This is a genomic window from Terrabacter sp. R4-6 (assembly GCF_057529065.1).
In genome coordinates this window covers 972,151-988,634 of the sequence record NZ_CP197224.1, presented here as the reverse complement: position 1 = coordinate 988,634, position 16,484 = coordinate 972,151, and the positions used below count along the sequence as shown (strand labels likewise).

Genomic DNA, 16,484 nt, shown 5'->3' with positions numbered 1-16,484 from the left:
TACCGTCCGCCGACCAGATCCTCGCCGGGCTCGACCCGGAGCAGCGCGAGGTCGCGATGGCCCCGCCGGGGCCGCTGTGCATCCTCGCCGGCGCGGGCACGGGCAAGACGCGGGCCATCACCCATCGCATCGCGTATGCCGTCCACTCGGGTGCGCAGCAGCCGCAACGAGTGCTCGCGCTGACCTTCACGGCCCGCGCCGCCGGCGAGATGCGCACCCGCCTGCGCGGGCTCGGGGTGCAGGGCGTCCAGGCGCGCACCTTCCACGCCGCCGCGCTCCGGCAGCTGCACTTCTTCTGGCCCCAGGCCATCGGGGGCGCGGCCCCCGAGGTGATGAGCCACAAGGCGCCCGCCGTCGCCGAGGCGGCGAGCCGGCTGCGCATGCAGTTCGACCGCACCACCGTCCGCGACCTCGCCGCCGAGATCGAGTGGGCCAAGGTCAACCTGCTGACACCGCAGTCGTATGCCGCCCGAGCCCGTGAGCAGCGCCGGGAGCCTCCTGGCCTCGACCTCACGGCCATGGCACGCCTCTTCGAGGCCTACGAGGACGTCAAGCAGCGGCGTGGCGTCATCGACTTCGAGGACGTCCTGCTGCTGACCGTCGGGATCCTCGACGAGCGCGAGGACATCGCGCGTACGGTCCGCGGCCAGTACCGCCAGTTCGTCGTCGACGAGTACCAGGACGTCAACGACCTCCAGCAGCGGCTCCTCGACCAGTGGCTGGGGGAGCGCAAGGACATCTGCGTCGTCGGCGACCCGGCCCAGACGATCTACTCCTTCACCGGGGCGAGCCCGCGGCACCTCGTCGGCTTCCCCAAGCGCTTCCCGGGCGCACAGGTCGTGCGCCTCGTGCGCAACTACCGCTCCACCCCCCAGATCGTCGGGCTCGCCAACACCATCGTCGCGTCCGGCACGCAGGCGGCCCGCGACGGCGCCGTGCGCCTGCTGGCCCAGTCCGAGCCGGGCCCTGCGCCCGAGCTGACGAGCTACCCGGACGACCCGGCGGAGGCCGCCGCGGTCGCCGACCGCATCCGCACGCTCGTCGCCGGCGGGCACCAGGCTGCCGAGATCGCGATCCTCTTCCGCACCAATGCCCAGTCCGAGGCCTTCGAGGCGGCGCTCACGGACGCCGGGGTGGCCTACCTCGTGCGTGGCGGCGACCGCTTCTTCGCCCGCAAGGAGGTGCGCGACGCCGTCCTGCTGCTCCGCGGTGCCGCCCGCAGCGACGGCGGCGAGAAGCCCCTCGGCGAGATCACGCGCGACGTCATCACGGGCGCGGGCTGGTCGCACGAGCCGCCGTCGGGCAGCGGGGCCACCCGCGAGCGGTGGGAGTCGCTGACCGCGCTCGCGACGCTCGCCGACGACATCGCCGCCGCGGCACCCGAGGCCCGTCTGCCCGAGCTGGTGGCCGAGCTCGAGCGGCGGGCGGCCGAGCAGCACGCCCCGGCGGTGCAGGGCGTGACGCTCGCGAGCCTGCACGCCGCCAAGGGCCTCGAGTGGGACACCGTCTTCCTCGTCGGAGCCTCCGACGGCCTCATGCCGATCTCCATGGCCGAGGGGCCCGACGCGGTCGAGGAGGAGCGGCGCCTGCTCTACGTCGGCCTCACCCGCGCGCGCAAGCAGCTCTTCCTGTCGTGGTCCGGTGCCCGCACGCCCGGAGCCCGGGCCACCCGCCGCGTCTCGAGGTTCCTCGCGCCGGCGGCCGACATCCTCGGCCAGGGCGCCCGCAGCGAGGCGAAGTCGGGCGCGTCCAAGCGGGCCGCGCCCAAGGTCGCGCGCCCGGCCCACTGCCGTGGCTGCGGGGCCGAGCTCGTCTCCGCGGCGCAGCGCAAGACCGGCCGTTGCGACGACTGCCCGCCCACCTACGACGAGGCGACGTTCGAGCGCCTGCGCACGTGGCGGCTCGCCGTCGCGCGCGACGCGAGCGTGCCGCCGTTCGTCGTCTTCACCGACGCCACGCTCATCGCGATCGCCGAGGACGCGCCCTCCGACGAGGGTGGTCTGTCGGTCATCAGCGGGGTCGGCGCGCGCAAGCTCGAGCAGTACGGCAGCGACGTCCTCGCCATCCTGGCGGGCGCCGACCCGGAAGATCTCATCGAAAGCCGTTCTGCAGCAAAGGAATCCGCCGGTTGAGGGCGGCTGCCCAAAATAAGTTCGGAAAACTTCGTTAAATCAGTTGTTCGCCCGCGAGGCGCACGCGTACCCTTGACGAAGTCAAGCCCAGTGGTCTCGGTGGCCAGCTGGGGCCCGTGAGCAGAAGTGAGGAGGTCGGCCTGATGGACAACACCACGATGACGATGAACGCAGTCTCCTGCGTCCTTTCCGTGCGTCTGCGGCCGACCACCGGCGATGTCCGCCTGGCGGCCACCCGCGCTCCGGAGCAGGGGACCACTGTGTCCGTCGCCGCCGTCATGGGCGGCCGTGTCGCCGACTTCCGTGCCCCGATCCAGGGAGACGTCTCGGTCACCGGCCTCACGTTCGCCCCCGCCTACAAGACCCTCGATGTCGTTCGCTCCCGTTCTGGGAGGCCCCCGGTCTGACCAGACCCGAAGCCTCACCTCCAGGCCGCGAACCCGACATCACCGGGTCCGCGGCCTTCGTGTTTCCCGGGGGAGTTCCCCGGCCGAATGCCGCTCCCACACCGCACCACCGACACCGCCAGATGAGCACCCGACCGGGTGCCTGACAGATCAGGGACACAGATGACTCCCCGGATGCCGAGCAGCAGGACCGAGACCCGCACCACCGGTGCAGGCCTGCGGACCAAGCCAGACACGAGTGAGCAGGGGCACCCCACCACGGGCGCCCAGGAGACGGAGGTGAGAACGATGCAGCTGAGCGAACTGATCGACATGAGAACCGAGGCGGAGCAGGTCGGCGAGACCATTCCGTGCCGCGACTACGACGCGGAGCTCTGGTTCGCCGAGCGACCCGAGGACGTCGAGTTCGCCAAGACGCTCTGCGGGCTCTGCCCGGCGCGCGTCCAGTGCCTCGCCGGCGCCCTCGAGCGCCAGGAGCCGTGGGGAGTCTGGGGCGGGCAGCTGCTCGTCCAGGGCGCCATCGTGGCTCGCAAGCGGCCCCGCGGCCGTCCGCGCAAGCACCCCGTGGCTGCCTGAGCCTGCGTGACCACGCATGACCCAGACACCACCGGCCACCACCAGCAACCCTTTCCACAGACCAGGAGATCGTCATGAACCAGCTCGAGATGCTGGCTCGCGAGCGGATCAACCAGCGCAGTCAGCGCCAGGAACGCAGCGGCATCCGTCGCAGCGCCCGGCTGATCGCCCAGGAGATCCGCGCCAGTCGACGCCACAGCCAGAAGTGAACGACCGCGCCATGGGGCGCATTGCAGGACAACTGAATCGAGTGAGCGAGCCGCGGGTGACGCGCACGTCACCCGCGGTTCCTCACGTCCGGGGCCGTTCGCCCCGGCCCTGAAACCCGTGCGCAGCACCCTCCTTGCCCGGCCGGAGATCCCGCGTGGCGCCACGCACGGCCCGCACGTCGGCGGATACTCGAGGAAGGAGAAGGGAGAACCCCGTGAACACCTCTACCGAACCGGCCGGCGCACCCACCACCGACCCCGCAGCGCGTGACGAGACCCTCGTCTGCTCCGCGTGCGGCACGACCCCGCGGCCCGAGGACCAGGCCGCGGCACGGCTCACGTGGAGCCGAGGCACCGACGCCGGTCGCACGACCTGGACGTGCGAGCGCTGCAGCCGCGAGAACCTCCGCTCGATCGAGAGCAAGCTCGACCCCGTCTGGTGGTGACGAGCGGGCGGCGTGACCGCCGGCGCCGATGCGCGCCGTCCGTCCCCGAGGGCGTCCGTCAGTCCGCGTCGCCCACAGGTGGTAGGTCCGCACCCGGGAGCAGCTCGTCGACGATGGCGCGCCCGTGCACGGTGCCGCCGAGCTGGCTGAGCACGCCGATGCCCCCACCCCAGACGCGGTGGATGAGGAGGTACTCCGGCGGCAGGTTGAGCTTGTAGGCCACCGCGTAGTTGGGCTGACGTGGGTCGTTGATGTGCGCGAAGACGCCCCGGAGCCAGTCCCGGCTGAAGGTGAACGTGTCGGTGCGGAACGGCGCCATGAACGGCTCGAGGTAGTCGAGGAGCCGCTGCGGGTCGAGGTCGATGCTGTCCTTGACGAACCCGATCCCGCGCAGGCCCTCGAGGACGTCCTCGGCGCTGCCCTCGAGCCCGGTGGTGAGCAACGGTCCGATCTCGGGCGGCATCCCGTCCGGGAGCCGGTTGACGGCCCCGAAGTCGATGACGCCGAGGCGGCCGTCGGGGGTCATGCGGAAGTTGCCGGGGTGCGGGTCGGCATGCAACAGCCCGGCCCGGGCGGGTCCGGCAAGCAGGAAGCGCAGGTAGAGCTGTGAGGCGGTGTCGCGCTGCTCCTGCGTGCCCTCGGCGATGATCCGTGACAGGGGGAGCCCGTCGAGCCACTCGGAGACGATGACGTGCTCACGGCCGTCGACGACGTGTGGCACGGCGAAGTCGGGGTCGCCGTCGAAGGCGGCCGCGAAGGTCTTTTGGGACTCGGCCTCGAGGCGGTAGTCGAGCTCCTCGGCCATCCGGTCGCGCAGCTCGTCGAGGATCGGCCCGAGCTCGATGCCGGGCACCCAGCTCGCCGCAACCTTGGCGACCCGGCTGATCTGGCGGATGTCGCTCATCAGCGCGGCGCCGGCACCGGGGTACTGGATCTTCACCGCGACGTCGCGGCCGTCCTTCCAGACGGCCCGGTGCACCTGCCCGATCGAGGCGGAGGCCACGGGGTGGTCGTCGAACGACTCGAACCGGCTGCGCCAGCGCGTGCCCATCTGGCTCCGCAGCACGCCGTGGACCGAGGTCGTCGGCATGGGCGGGGCGCTGTCCTGCAGCTTGGTCAGCGTCGTCCGGTAGTGCACGGCGAGGTCCTCGGGCAGGGCCGCCTCGAAGATCGAGAGAGCCTGCCCGAACTTCATGGCGCCGCCCTTGAGCTCGCCGAGAACCTGGAAGAGCTGCTGGGCAGTGCGTGCCTGCAGCTCGGCGGCCACGATCTCCGCGGGGCGACCGCCGAGGCGTTTGCCGAGGCCGAGAGCCGTCCGACCGGCGAAGCCGAGCGGCACGGAGGCGAGCTTGGCCGATCGCACGACAGCCTTGCGTGGCAGGTCGGTCATGGCGCACCTCCTCGGGCGGTTCGGCAGTCTCGTGCGGGCGCGAGTGGTCGGTCCGGCGCCGGCGACCACACTCGATCGCGCGGCGGCGGGTCGACGCCCCACCCTCGACTCTATGTGTACCCGCCCGGGCGGGTACGCCTGACCATCTGTCCAGCCTTGGCGTGACCGGTGACGGGTCAGGCACCCCGGCGGAGCGGCCCGGTCCCGGCCACCGCCGGCGCGCTGACGGGACCGGCGGTGGCGCCGGCGGCAGGGTGTGCCGGACAGAGCGGGTGCGTCGGCCACCGACGGTGGTCCATCCGCGGCCAGGGGAGGCTGACCTCGACCGAGACCCCGGGTGGGGGAGGGTGGCCCTCGAGGACCCCCGTGACGAGCAGGGTCACGCTGCCGACGACGAGCTGCGACAGACCGGGAGCGAGGCCGTCGTGCCGACCCTCCGGTGGCCCGGCGAGCGCGAGTGACCGCGTCGGTGTCGCCTGGCTCATCAGCGTGGGCCATGCGGCGTCGCGGTCGGCGCGGTGACGGTCGAGACACCAGAGGCAGGGCCCCCCGGGCGAGCCGTCGACGAGCGGGCCGACGACCGTGCGCGGGCCGGCCGGCGCCACGGGCAGGTGCGGGACACCGTGGCGCAGCCAGAGGTCACCGCGGCGGGGGTCGACGACGGGCGACCCCACGAGGACGACGAGGTCCGGGCGTGGGTGGAGCGGTGCGGCGACCGCGCGGTCGACCGCGGCGCGGCCGTGCACGACGGTCGTGCCGGCCTGCGTCAGGGCTTCGGCGATGTCGGTGGCGACGGCCCCACAGCCGTCGACGACGACCCGCGTGGGTGCAGGATCCGGCGAGGGCCCCGAGGGGCAGCCGGGCGCCGTCGCGGGCGGCTGCCGGTCGGTGAGCACGCCGAGCTCGGCGACGAGCTCGAGCAGCGCGCGCCACCGTGCGGGACCGATGCCCGCCTCGGCCGCCACCCGGTCGGTCGACGCGAGGGGCAGGGCGCCGTCGAGGCGGCCGAGCAGCTCGGCCTCCGTGTCGCTGACGCCCGTGACGACCGGGCCACCGGGCAGCACGCCGAACTGGACCTCACCGCGTCGTCTCGTCAGTGGCCGGAGCCAGACGGGCACGCGGGGGTGGGGCGGGACGGCAGCAGCGGACATCGGACCTCCAGACCCGGTGGCGCCACCAGCGGGCGCCACCCTCGGTCGTCAGGCTCGCAGCCGCCCCGGCATCCCCGTGGGCGTCGTCCACAGCCCCGAGGTCCGCTCCGGGGGACCGAAGGGAGGCGGGGACGCGCGAGGGGGCGGGACCGTGTGGTCCCGCCCCCTCGATCTGCGGCGTCAGGGACGCCGCCGCGACCTGGTCAGGCCTTGCCCAGAATGCGGTTCAGGTTCGTGCCACAGACGGGGCACTGTCCCTTGGCCATGCGGCGACCGTTGTCGGAAACGACAACCTTGCCCTCGGCCTCGCGCTTCTCCTTGCACTTCACGCAGTAGAACTCGCCCTTGTAGGTCTCGTCAGCCATTGATGTCTCCTTGTAGATGGCACCCATCCGACGGGTGCCTCGACTCGTTCAACCCTAGAGCACGCTGAGCACGAAATCATGCTCATCCCCGCTTGGCGCGCCCGTGCGGGATGAGGTATGACGCGCGAGCGCGGCCGTGTCGCGCCCGTGCTCCGGGGCGTTGTCCCCACGCTGGCCTACCCTGCCCACATGGCGACGGTGCGACGTGAGGTGGTGCACACGGTGGTCGACGGGGTGACCGTCGAGGTCCGTCGCAGCGCCAAGCGTCGCCGCACCGTGTCGGCCTACCGCCAGGAGGGGCGCCTCGTCGTCCTCGTCCCCGCACGAATGAGCCGCGCCGAGGAGGGGGAGTGGGTGCGCACCATGGTGGCCCGGGTCGCCGCGTCCGAGCAGCGCCGCCAGCGCAGCGACGGCGACCTCGAGCAGCGCGCCTTCGCCCTGTCGCGCGAGCACCTCGGCGGACGCGCCGTCCCGGCGAGCGTGCGGTGGGTCTCCAACCAGAACTCCCGTTGGGGTTCGTGCACACCGGCCGAGGGCTCGATTCGCTTGTCCGACAAGCTCCGTGGCATGCCGGGCTGGGTCGTCGACTACGTCCTGCTGCACGAGCTGGCCCACCTGCTGCAGCCCGGGCACGGCCCGGAGTTCTGGGCGCTGCTGCAGGGCTACCCCCGTCTCGAGCGGGCCCGCGGCTACCTCCAGGGCGTCTCGGCCGCCGCCGGCCTCGACCTCAGCGACGAGTGAGCCCGACCACGCGCCCCGCCTGACGGCATACGACCGCGTATGCCGTGACGCCGGCCCGCGTCACGGGCGTCGGGTCAGCGGTGGCGCAGCCTCAGGCCGGCGTCCACGAGGGGGCGCAGGTCCTCCCGCGTGCCCTCCGGGAGGGCGTCCACCGGCCACCACCGGACGTCGATCGACTCGGTGCTGACCGCCGCCTCGGCGGACCTCGTCGTGCGCGCCGCGAAGCGGATGTCGAGGTGCTCGCGGCACGTGCCGAAATCTCCCGAAAGAATGTGCCGATCGAGCTGGGCGATCTCCGGAAAAGCCGAGATGTCCACGATGCCCGACTCCTCACGCGCCTCACGAGTGGCCGCGTGCCACACCGACGCGTCGCCCGGCTCGAAGTGGCCGCCGAACTGGAACCAGGCCCGCGCCCGTCGGTGCAGGGTCAGCAGCGCGGAGCCGCCGTCGTCGTCGAGGACGATGACGCTGCCCGTCAGATGGGCCGGCGGGCCGGCCTTGCTCATCGCGTCGGGGTGGGTGTGGAGGTGGTCGAGGAAGTCGCGCCGGAGGTCCTCCTGCTGCTCGTCGGGCGCCTCCCACGACTCCAGCCGTGCGACGGCGTCGGCGTGCAGCAGGCGCCACGCGGCGGCGTCGGGCCCATCCAGCGGTCCGCGCGCGTCGGGGGGCAGGGACGGAGCGGCGTGCGCCCCGGTCACCGCTGGGGGCCCGCGTCGCCGTCGGTGTCGGTGTCGTCCTCGGAGCGCGTACCGGAGTCGGTGCCGGAGTCGGAGTCGGAGTCCGTGGCGGACGGGTCGCTCCCGGTGCCTGCCCCGCGCTCGCGGTCGGCCTCCTCGAGGATGCCCTGGAGCACGGAGTCGAGCTCGGCGCCGAGCCCGTCACCGAGCCCATCACCTCCCTCGGGCAGCGCGCCCGTGGAGGACGCGCCGGTCGCGCGCTCGACGTAGCCGATCGGGTCGTCGAGGTCGGCCGACGTGGGTGCGAGGTCCGGGTGGGCCCAGCGGCCGTCGCGGAGGGTCGCGCCGCCGGCGCTCTCGAGCGCGGCCCAGAGGTTCGCGGCGTCGCGCAGCCGGCGCGGGCGCAGCTCGAGGCCGACGAGGCCCGCGAACGTCTTCTGCGCCGCCCCGCCCACGCGGCGGCGGCGGATCGTCTCGGCCAGCGCCGCCGACAGCGGCAGGTGCCGTGCCGTCGTGCGGTCCGTGACGTGGTCGACCCAGCCCTCGGCGAGGGCGAGGAGGGTCTCGAGACGGTCGAGCGCGGCGCGCTGGGCCGGGGTGGGCTGCGGGCGGAAGAGGTTGCCCTGCAGGGCCGTGCGCAGCGCCTCGGGGTCCGACGGGTCGATCGTCGACAGGGCCGATTCGATGGCGTCGGTGTCGATCGTGATGTTGCGGGCGTAGTCGGAGACGGCCGAGAGCAGTTGCGGCCCGAGCCACGGCACCTCGGAGAAGAGTCGGACGCGGGCCGCCTCGCGGACCGCGAGATAGAGACGCACCTGGGCGATGTCGATCTCGAGCGACTCGGCGAGCTCGGCGACGTTGCCGGGCAGGAGGGCGACGACGCCCGGCTCGGTGAGCGGGAGGCCGACCTCGGTGCCGGTCACGACCTCGGTGGCGAGCGTCCCGACGGCCTGGCCGAGCTGGGCCGAGAACATCTGGCGGCTGAGGTTGCCGAGCATCGGCGCCCACTGCTCGACCATCTGCCGCGGGTCGAAGCCCTCCGGCAGCCCCTCGGGCAGCGCCTCGCCGAACGCCTCGGGGCCGAGCTCGCCGACCTGCTTGCGCATGGCGTCGGACGTCGCGGCCGTGACGCCGTCGGAGACCGGCTCGATGAGCTCGAACCAGCGCGGCATCGTGGCCTCGACCCACTCAGCGCGGCTCAGGCCGGTCGCGCGCCAGGCCGGGGAGGCGAGGGTGGTCTGCTCGTCGAGCCACAGGGTCGCGACGGCGACGGCGTCGGCGACAGCCCGAGCGGCGGCCTCGTCGTGCACGTCGTTGCCCTGCGCGGCCATGACGTGCCGTCGGGCGACCTCGGTGGCCATGTCGCGCGACCCCGTGGGCGACTCCTGGGCAGCCATGAAGGTGCCGAGCTGGGCCCGCATCGCCGCCTGCGTCGCGGGGTCGGTGGGGTCGACCCCCATGCTCTTCATGACCTCGGCCAGCTCAGGGTTGTCGGCAGCCTCGCCGAGCACCTTCTCGAGCATGGCGCCGAGGTCGGACGGGTCCATCCCGCCGAGGTCCGGCAGGCCGGGGAAGCCCGCACCGAAGCCGCCCCCGAAGCCGCCCCCGAAACCGGACGGGCCGGAACCGGCTGAGCCGCCACCTGGGCGGTTGAGCGGCAGGCCGAAGGGGGAGTCACCGGGCGCCCGACCCACGTCGGAAGGACCCACCTGGTCGTCGGGAGCGCCCTGCTCGCCGGTGTCGCCGGTGTCGCCGGTCTGGTCGGCGGCGTCGCCGTGCTGGCCCGCGTCGCCCGGCTCCTCGCCGGACACGTCGTCCTTGTCGCTGTGGTTGTCGTCACCGCGTCCACGGTCGTCGGCCATGCCTGCTCATCCCCACTCGAACGGATCTCGTGCCGGCCGTCTGGCCGTACACCAAGACAACCACGGATCGACCTCGTTGGTTCCCCACCCTCGCGCACGGGCGCGGGCGCGGGACGCGGGGGCCCGCGCGGCGGCATACGATTGCGGGCGTGACGGTCACCCTTGCCGAGATCCGTGAGACACCTCTGTCGGTCGACGAGGTGCTCACGAGCGTCTCCTCGCCCCGGGCCGGCGGCGTCTGCCTCTTCGTCGGCACGGTACGCGATCACGACGGTCCGGCCGGCGCAGCCGTCGAGGACACGGACGACGGGTCGGACGACAAGACGGTCGCCGCTCTCGACTACTCCGCCCACCCACAGGCCGCGGAGGCGGCCCGGGCGCTCGCCGAGCGTCTGGCGGCCGACGGGCGCTCCGTCCGGCTGGCCGTCGTCCACCGGGTGGGCCACCTCGAGGTCGGTGACGTCGCGGTCGTCGTCGGCGTCAGCGCCGAGCACCGCGGCGAGGCGTTCGACGTCTGCCGCGAGCTCATCGACGAGTTCAAGGCGACGATCCCGATCTGGAAGCACCAGCGCTTCGCCGACGGCGCCGACGAGTGGGTCGGGCTGCCGTGAGGACGATCAAGCGCGTGCCGGAGCAGCCCGGCGCCACCGACCTCCCGACGCGCGCCGAGGTGCTCGAGAGCGAGGACACCGGCAGGCTGACCCGCGGCAACAAGGCGGTCCTGGCGGCGTTCTTCGTCTTCCTCGTCGTCATGGTCCTCGGGTCCGTCGTCCACCTGCCGTATGCCGTCATGAGCCCCGGGCCGACGCAGGACACCCTCGGCACCTCGGGCGCCCAGAACAAGCCGATCATCGCGATCTCGGGGCTGCCGACCTACCCGACCGACGGCGCGCTGCGCTTCACCACGGTGCGCGTCGAGGGCGGACCGGGCTACCCGGTCGACGCGTGGGACATCCTGCAGGCCTGGGTCGACCCGGCCCGTGACGTCTTCCCCGTCGACGACGTCTTCGACCCGCAGGTCACCCAGGAGCAGGTGGCCGAGGAGAACGCCATCCAGATGGAGGGCTCGCAGGAGGAGGCCACGGCCGTCGCGCTGCGCGCGATCGGCGAGGAGGTGCCGACCCACGTCGCCATCGCCGGCATCACTGACTCCTCGAAGGCCAAGGGTCTGCTCAAGGTCGGCGACCGTCTCGACCGCATCGACGACGAGCCGGTGACGACGACGCAGATGCTGCGCGACGCGCTCCAGGAGAAGAAGCCCGGCGAGAGCGTGTCCCTCACGGTCACGCGCGCCGGCAAGGAGCAGACGGTCGACGTCCCGACCGTGGAGGGCCAGGGCGGCCGCACGGCCCTCGGCGTGCTCCTCGGGCTCGACCACGACTTCCCGGCCAAGGTCACCATCGACGCCGGCGCCATCGGCGGTCCGTCCGCGGGGCTCATGTTCTCGCTCGGTATCTACGACAAGCTGACGCCCGGCCCGCTCGCCGGCGGTCGCCAGATCGCGGGCACCGGCACGATCGACGACGAGGGCAAGGTCGGCCCGATCGGCGGCATCCGCCAGAAGCTCGCCGGTGCGCGCTCGGACGGCGCGGCGTACTTCCTTGCCCCGGCCGACAACTGCAACGAGGTCGTCGGACACGTACCCGACGGGCTCGACGTCTTCAAGGTGGGCACGTTCGACCAGGCCCGCACGGCCGTCGAGGCGATCGCCAAGGGCCAGACCGGCTCGCTGCCCCGCTGCTGACTCCCGCCGACGGCGGCTGACGCCCCGGCGAGGGGTGACGCCCCGACGGGGGGAGGCGAGGGCGGCCGCCGGCGCTCAGTCCTCGAAGGTGGCCTTGAGGGCCTCGACGAGCCCGGGTGCGATGTCCTTGCCGGTCGCGACGGCGTCGTCCGAGTCGTGGTCGCGCTGGCGCAGCAGGCAGATCGAGCTGCCGTCGCGCAGGACGGCCACGACGAGCCGCACGTCCTTGCGGTCGGGGTGGGCCGCGAGGTGGTCGACGGCGTCGTCGCCGCGCGAGGGCAGCTCACGCTCGGCCTCCGGTGGGACGACCATGCGCTCGATGGCGAAGGCGCAGCCGTCCACCTCCTCGGGCCAGGCGAGCCGACCGAGCAGCGTCTCGAGCGAGCTCGTCGTCGGCAGGCCCTCCTGCTCGATGGCGGTCAGAGCCCCCTCGGCCAGGTCGGAGGGACCCATCTGGTCGCGCAGCTGCGGCTCGCGCTCGAGCAGGTCGGCCGTGCGCACGAGCGCGAAGAGCCGGGCGGGCTGGTCCCAGCCGGAGGCCGCGACGTGGCGCTCGGTGTCGAGGGCGGCGATGGCGAGGGGGTCGATGACGGGCTGCGCGTTCACGCCCCCATGCTGCCGTATGCCGTGGGGTGGCCGGCGCGCACCCGGCGGGGACCCACGAACGTCCCCGGCGCGCACCCGGCGCGGACCCACGAAGGGCCTCGACGCGTACGCACCCTCGACGCTCGCGGTCTCGTGCCGGTCACGTTGCGCTCTCTCGCGGCAGGTGCTGCGGGAGCGCGGGTTATGGTTGCCGCAGGCGGCCTCAGGAGGCTGCCCACGGGTCCGCCCGACCACCTGCCCGCCCCAGCACCCAAGGCACTCCACGTGAGCGACAGCAACTTCGGCCCCCCGCCGGGCAACTTCAACGACGACGACTCGGGCGCGCCCCGACGACCCGACGCGGCCACGCTGCCGCCGACCCGACGCCCGCTCGTGACCTCGCTCGTCGTGGCGGCCGCGCTGCTCGTGGTCATCGCGATCGTGGCGCAGTTCTGGACCGAGGTGCTGTGGTACCAGTCGGTCGGCTTCGCAGGCGTCTTCAGCACCCAGATCGTCACCAAGCTCCTCCTGGGTCTCGTCGGTGGCCTGCTGACGGCGGCGATGGTGTGGTCGAGCATCCACTTCGCCTTCCGCAACCGCCCGATCTACGCGCCCTCGCCCGACACGCAGGCCATGGAGCACTACCGCCAGCTCGTCGAGCCGATGCGGCGCACGGCGACGATCGCCGCACCGCTCGCGGTCGGCCTCTTCGCCGGCCTGTCGGCGGCGACGCAGTGGGACACCTTCCTGCTGTGGCGCAACGGCAGCCCGTTCGGCACCACCGACCCCGAGTTCGGTCTGGACATCGGCTTCTTCGTCTTCGACCTGCCGTGGATCAACTTCGTCGTCGCGTTCCTGACGATGATCCTCGTCATCGGCTTCATCACGGCCGCCTTCACGCACTACCTCTACGGCGGCATCGTCGCCGGCAACAAGATGCGCTCGACGCAGGCCGCCCGCGTGCACCTGTCGGTCATCGCGGCCGTCCTCGTGCTCGTGCGGGCCGTCGCCTTCTGGATCGACCGCTACAACCTCGCGACCGCCCAGTCGTCGAAGATCACCGGCATCCAGTACACCGAGTCGCACGCGATCATCCCGACGAAGGGCATCCTCGCGCTCGCCGCCGTCATGTGCGCGATCATGTTCCTCACGACGATCTGGACGCGCTCCTGGCGCCTGCCGCTCGTCGGCGTCGCGGTCCTCGCGGTGATCGTCGTCGCGGTCGGCGGCATCTACCCGGCGCTCGTCCAGTCGCTCAAGGTGCGCCCGTCGGAGAAGTCCCTCGAGGTGCCCTACATCCAGCGCAACATCGACGCGACGCGTGCCGCCTACGGCTTCGACCAGATCACGGTCGACTCCTACGACACGAAGACCGTCGCGACCCAGAACGCCCTGCGTGACGACGCGGCCACGGTGCCCGGCATCCGCCTCATCGACCCGAACGTCGTCAGCCCCACCTTCAAGCAGCTCGAGGCGAGCAAGGGCTACTACCAGTTCGCCGACGTGCTCGACGTCGACCGCTACCAGCTCGATGGGAAGTCGCAGGACACCGTCATCGCCGCGCGCGAGCTCGACCTCAACGGCGTGCCCGACGGGCAGCGCAACTGGCTCAACGACCACACCGTCTACACCCACGGCTACGGCGTCGTCGCGGCCAAGGGCAACACGCGTGAGTCCGACGGTCGTCCGACCTTCATCGAGTCGCAGATCGGCACCGAGGGCGCGCTCGGGAAGTACGAGCCGCGCATCTACTTCGGCGAGAACTCGCCGGAGTACTCCGTCGTCGGCGGCAACAAGCAGGAGTTCGACTACCCGGACCCGCAGGGGACGGGGCAGATCAACTACACCTACGCCGGCATCGGCGGCGTGCAGCTCGACGCCGTCAAGCGGCTCGCGTATGCCGTGAAGTACCGCGAGATCAACTTCCTCCTCTCCGACGCGGTGACCAACGACTCGCGCGTCCTCGACCACCGCACCCCGCGCGAGCGCGTCCAGCGGGTCGCGCCGTGGCTGACGCTCGACGGCAACGCCTATCCCGCGGTCGTCGACGGTCGGGTCCAGTGGATCCTCGACGGCTACACGACCTCGGCGAACTACCCGTACTCGCAGACGACGACGCTCGACACGGTGACCGAGGACGCCGTGACGAGCACCCGCAACTCGGTGCGGGCCGTGCAGGCCGGCCAGGTCAACTACGTCCGCAACTCCGTCAAGGCGACGGTGGACGCCTACGACGGCACGGTCTCGCTCTACCAGTGGGACGAGAAGGACCCCGTGCTCAAGGCGTGGATGTCGATCTTCCCGGGCACGGTCAAGCCGCTCAGCGACATCAAGGGCTCGCTCATGGAGCACCTGCGCTACCCGGAGGACCTCTTCAAGGTCCAGCGCACGCTCCTGTCGAAGTACCACGACCAGGACGCGGCGTCCTTCTACGGCGGCCAGAACTTCTGGCGCGTGCCCGAGGACCCGACGCAGCCGGCCGAGAACCTGCCCCAGCCGCCCTACTACCTCTCGCTCGCCATGCCCGACCAGTCGACCCCGGCGTTCTCGTTGACGTCGACGTTCATGCCGACCGGTGACCGCAACGTCCTGTCGGGCTTCCTCGCGGTCGACGGCGACGCCGGGAGCGAGGACGGCAAGAAGTCGCCCAACTACGGCAAGCTGCGGCTGCTCGAGACGACGGGCGGCTCGGTCAACGGGCCGGGTCTCGTCTACAACGACATGCGGACCTCGTCCGTCACCTCGAACGACGCCTCCCTCGGTCGACAGCTGACCCTGGCGCAGTTCATCTCGACGACCTCGTCGACGGGCGCCAGCGTCATCTTCGGCAACCAGCTGACCCTCCCGGTCGGTGGAGGCCTGCTCTACGTCCAGCCGATCTACGTCCAGGCCCGTTCGACCGGCTCGGGCACCTACCCGCGCCTCTCGGCCGTCGCGGTCGCCTTCGGCGACAAGATCGCCTGGGCCGGGTCGCTCGATGCCGCGCTCAACGACCTCTTCGGCGGCTCGTCGGGTGCGCAGGCCGGCGACAACGGCACGACTCCCACGCCGACCCCGACGCCCACGCCGGGCAGCACCGCGACGCCCACCCCGACGCCGTCGTCGACCGCGACGCCGGGCAGCCCCGACGCGGCGGCGCTGTCCAAGGCGCTCAAGGACGCACAGGCGGCCTACGTCGAGGGAGAGGCCGCCCTCAAGCGCGGTGACTTCGCCGCGTACGGCCAGGCGCAGGCGAAGCTCAAGGAGGCGTTGACGCGCGCGGTGGAGGCCTCACCGCGGTCGACGCCGACGGCGACGCCCTGACGGGCGGGCTCGAGCACGACCTGTGGCAGCACGCGAATCGCGTGCTGCCACAGGTCGTTCCGAGCCCGAGCCCGTCGGATCCGAGCACGCCGAGGCCTCGATTTGGTCCTGCGGGAGGTTTCGCGTAACGTTGCTCTTGCCGACGCGGGGTGGAGCAGCTCGGTAGCTCGCCGGGCTCATAACCCGGAGGTCGCAGGTTCAAATCCTGCCCCCGCTACTGATCGCGTCAGCGAAGCACGAAGGGCCCCGGGAGAGATCCGGGGCCCTTCGTCGTTCCCGGGCCCACACCACTGGCGCAATGACGGGTGGTCGCGGCAGGCTGGCCCCGAGGCGCCGCGACCGGTGGCGCACGGTGAGGGGGGGCGACCGTGTCGGAGGAGACGGCGACGGAGCGGGCCACGCGGCTCATCGCGCGGGGCAACCCGGCGGGCCTGCTCTACGGCGCCATCATCACCGGCGCCGTCATGAGCGCGACCGCGAACCACGTACCCTCGACGGCTCGCGTCGTCCTCGCGGCGGTCTTCGTCCTCGCCGTCTACTGGCTCGCCGACGTCTACGTGCGTGCCTTCTCCGACCAGTTCACCCACGCCGGGTCGCCGTTGCCGCGACGGATGGCCGCGGCCGTGCGGCACGAGTCCCGGGTGCTCCTCGGGGGCGTGCCCGCTCTCGTCGTCGTGGTCGTCGCTGCCCTGCTCGGCGCCGACACCGCTCTCGCCGTCAACCTCGCCCTGTGGCTCACCGTCGCCGAGCTGGGCGCGGTGGGCTACCTCGGGGCCCGCTCCGCCGGCTCGAGCCGGCGCACCGCCTTCTGGGAGTCGCTCGCGGCAGCACTCCTGGGTGTCGTCATGGTCGTGGCCAAGACCTTCCTGCACTGACCCCCCCATCGCCGACCCCAC

16 protein-coding genes and 1 tRNA gene are annotated in these 16,484 nt (G+C 72.4%); 11 read left to right on the top strand and 6 right to left on the bottom strand.

The window, feature by feature from the left end; all coding sequences use genetic code 11:
* The first annotated feature begins 17 nt into the window (after positions 1–17).
* From ACSSS0_RS04635 to ACSSS0_RS04615, 5 genes are all read left to right on the top strand, one after another.
* Positions 18–2,132 carry an ATP-dependent DNA helicase UvrD2 gene (locus ACSSS0_RS04635; RefSeq protein ID WP_487231185.1) on the top strand — a complete coding sequence of 705 codons (2,115 nt, stop codon included), beginning with the start codon at positions 18–20 and terminating at the stop codon, positions 2,130–2,132.
* A gap of 143 nt (positions 2,133–2,275) precedes the next feature.
* Entirely contained in the window at positions 2,276–2,539 is a 264-nt protein-coding gene (locus ACSSS0_RS04630; RefSeq protein WP_435985091.1) for a hypothetical protein, read from the top strand.
* A 288-nt stretch (positions 2,540–2,827) separates the two neighbouring features.
* Positions 2,828–3,115, top strand: a complete 288-nt coding sequence (locus tag ACSSS0_RS04625) for a WhiB family transcriptional regulator (protein ID WP_020143058.1) — start codon at positions 2,828–2,830, stop codon at positions 3,113–3,115.
* Between the two features lie 74 nt (positions 3,116–3,189).
* Positions 3,190–3,324: a hypothetical protein gene (locus tag ACSSS0_RS04620; RefSeq protein WP_020143057.1), complete on the top strand. Its 135-nt coding sequence runs from the start codon at positions 3,190–3,192 to the stop codon at positions 3,322–3,324.
* 215 nt (positions 3,325–3,539) lie between these two features.
* Positions 3,540–3,770 (top strand): hypothetical protein, encoded by a 231-nt coding sequence (locus ACSSS0_RS04615; RefSeq protein WP_487230223.1) that lies wholly within the window; start codon positions 3,540–3,542, stop codon positions 3,768–3,770.
* Between the two features lie 58 nt (positions 3,771–3,828).
* On the opposite strand, the gene ACSSS0_RS04610 is transcribed toward ACSSS0_RS04615, so the two are convergent.
* From ACSSS0_RS04610 to ACSSS0_RS04600, 3 genes are all read right to left on the bottom strand, one after another.
* On the bottom strand, positions 3,829–5,160 hold the full coding sequence (locus ACSSS0_RS04610) for an ABC1 kinase family protein (RefSeq protein ID WP_487230222.1): 1,332 nt from the start codon (positions 5,158–5,160) through the stop codon (positions 3,829–3,831).
* A gap of 176 nt (positions 5,161–5,336) precedes the next feature.
* The gene (locus tag ACSSS0_RS04605) at positions 5,337–6,311 is read right to left on the bottom strand and encodes a hypothetical protein (RefSeq protein ID WP_487230221.1); all 975 of its coding nucleotides are present in this window, start codon (positions 6,309–6,311) and stop codon (positions 5,337–5,339) included.
* A gap of 203 nt (positions 6,312–6,514) precedes the next feature.
* Positions 6,515–6,676, bottom strand: a complete 162-nt coding sequence (locus tag ACSSS0_RS04600) for a DUF5679 domain-containing protein (RefSeq protein ID WP_020143053.1) — start codon at positions 6,674–6,676, stop codon at positions 6,515–6,517.
* Between the two features lie 189 nt (positions 6,677–6,865).
* Here ACSSS0_RS04600 and ACSSS0_RS04595 point away from each other — a divergent pair, with 189 nt between their 5' ends.
* On the top strand, positions 6,866–7,417 hold the full coding sequence (locus ACSSS0_RS04595) for a YgjP-like metallopeptidase domain-containing protein (RefSeq protein WP_487230220.1): 552 nt from the start codon (positions 6,866–6,868) through the stop codon (positions 7,415–7,417).
* 74 nt (positions 7,418–7,491) lie between these two features.
* On the opposite strand, the gene ACSSS0_RS04590 is transcribed toward ACSSS0_RS04595, so the two are convergent.
* Complete coding sequence (locus ACSSS0_RS04590; protein WP_487230219.1) at positions 7,492–8,115, bottom strand: NUDIX hydrolase; 624 nt, start codon at positions 8,113–8,115, stop codon at positions 7,492–7,494.
* Positions 8,112–9,956 carry a zinc-dependent metalloprotease gene (locus tag ACSSS0_RS04585; protein WP_487230218.1) on the bottom strand — a complete coding sequence of 615 codons (1,845 nt, stop codon included), beginning with the start codon at positions 9,954–9,956 and terminating at the stop codon, positions 8,112–8,114. Before ACSSS0_RS04585 ends, ACSSS0_RS04590 begins: the two co-directional genes overlap by 4 nt.
* A 149-nt stretch (positions 9,957–10,105) precedes the next feature.
* Here ACSSS0_RS04585 and ACSSS0_RS04580 point away from each other — a divergent pair, with 149 nt between their 5' ends.
* Both ACSSS0_RS04580 and ACSSS0_RS04575 read left to right on the top strand, forming a co-directional pair.
* The gene (locus tag ACSSS0_RS04580; RefSeq protein ID WP_435985098.1) at positions 10,106–10,567 is read left to right on the top strand and encodes a molybdenum cofactor biosynthesis protein MoaE; all 462 of its coding nucleotides are present in this window, start codon (positions 10,106–10,108) and stop codon (positions 10,565–10,567) included.
* A 14-nt stretch (positions 10,568–10,581) separates the two neighbouring features.
* Positions 10,582–11,700, top strand: a complete 1,119-nt coding sequence (locus tag ACSSS0_RS04575) for a YlbL family protein (protein ID WP_487230217.1) — start codon at positions 10,582–10,584, stop codon at positions 11,698–11,700.
* Between the two features lie 75 nt (positions 11,701–11,775).
* On the opposite strand, the gene ACSSS0_RS04570 is transcribed toward ACSSS0_RS04575, so the two are convergent.
* On the bottom strand, positions 11,776–12,306 hold the full coding sequence (locus ACSSS0_RS04570) for a PPA1309 family protein (protein ID WP_487230216.1): 531 nt from the start codon (positions 12,304–12,306) through the stop codon (positions 11,776–11,778).
* A 264-nt stretch (positions 12,307–12,570) separates the two neighbouring features.
* Between ACSSS0_RS04570 and ACSSS0_RS04565 the strand changes: the two genes are divergently transcribed.
* From ACSSS0_RS04565 to ACSSS0_RS04555, 3 genes are all read left to right on the top strand, one after another.
* The gene (locus ACSSS0_RS04565; RefSeq protein WP_487230215.1) at positions 12,571–15,588 is read left to right on the top strand and encodes a UPF0182 family membrane protein; all 3,018 of its coding nucleotides are present in this window, start codon (positions 12,571–12,573) and stop codon (positions 15,586–15,588) included.
* Between the two features lie 143 nt (positions 15,589–15,731).
* A tRNA-Met gene (locus ACSSS0_RS04560) sits at positions 15,732–15,805 on the top strand.
* A 151-nt stretch (positions 15,806–15,956) separates the two neighbouring features.
* Complete coding sequence (locus tag ACSSS0_RS04555) at positions 15,957–16,463, top strand: hypothetical protein (protein WP_435985102.1); 507 nt, start codon at positions 15,957–15,959, stop codon at positions 16,461–16,463.
* Positions 16,464–16,484 lie beyond the last annotated feature (21 nt).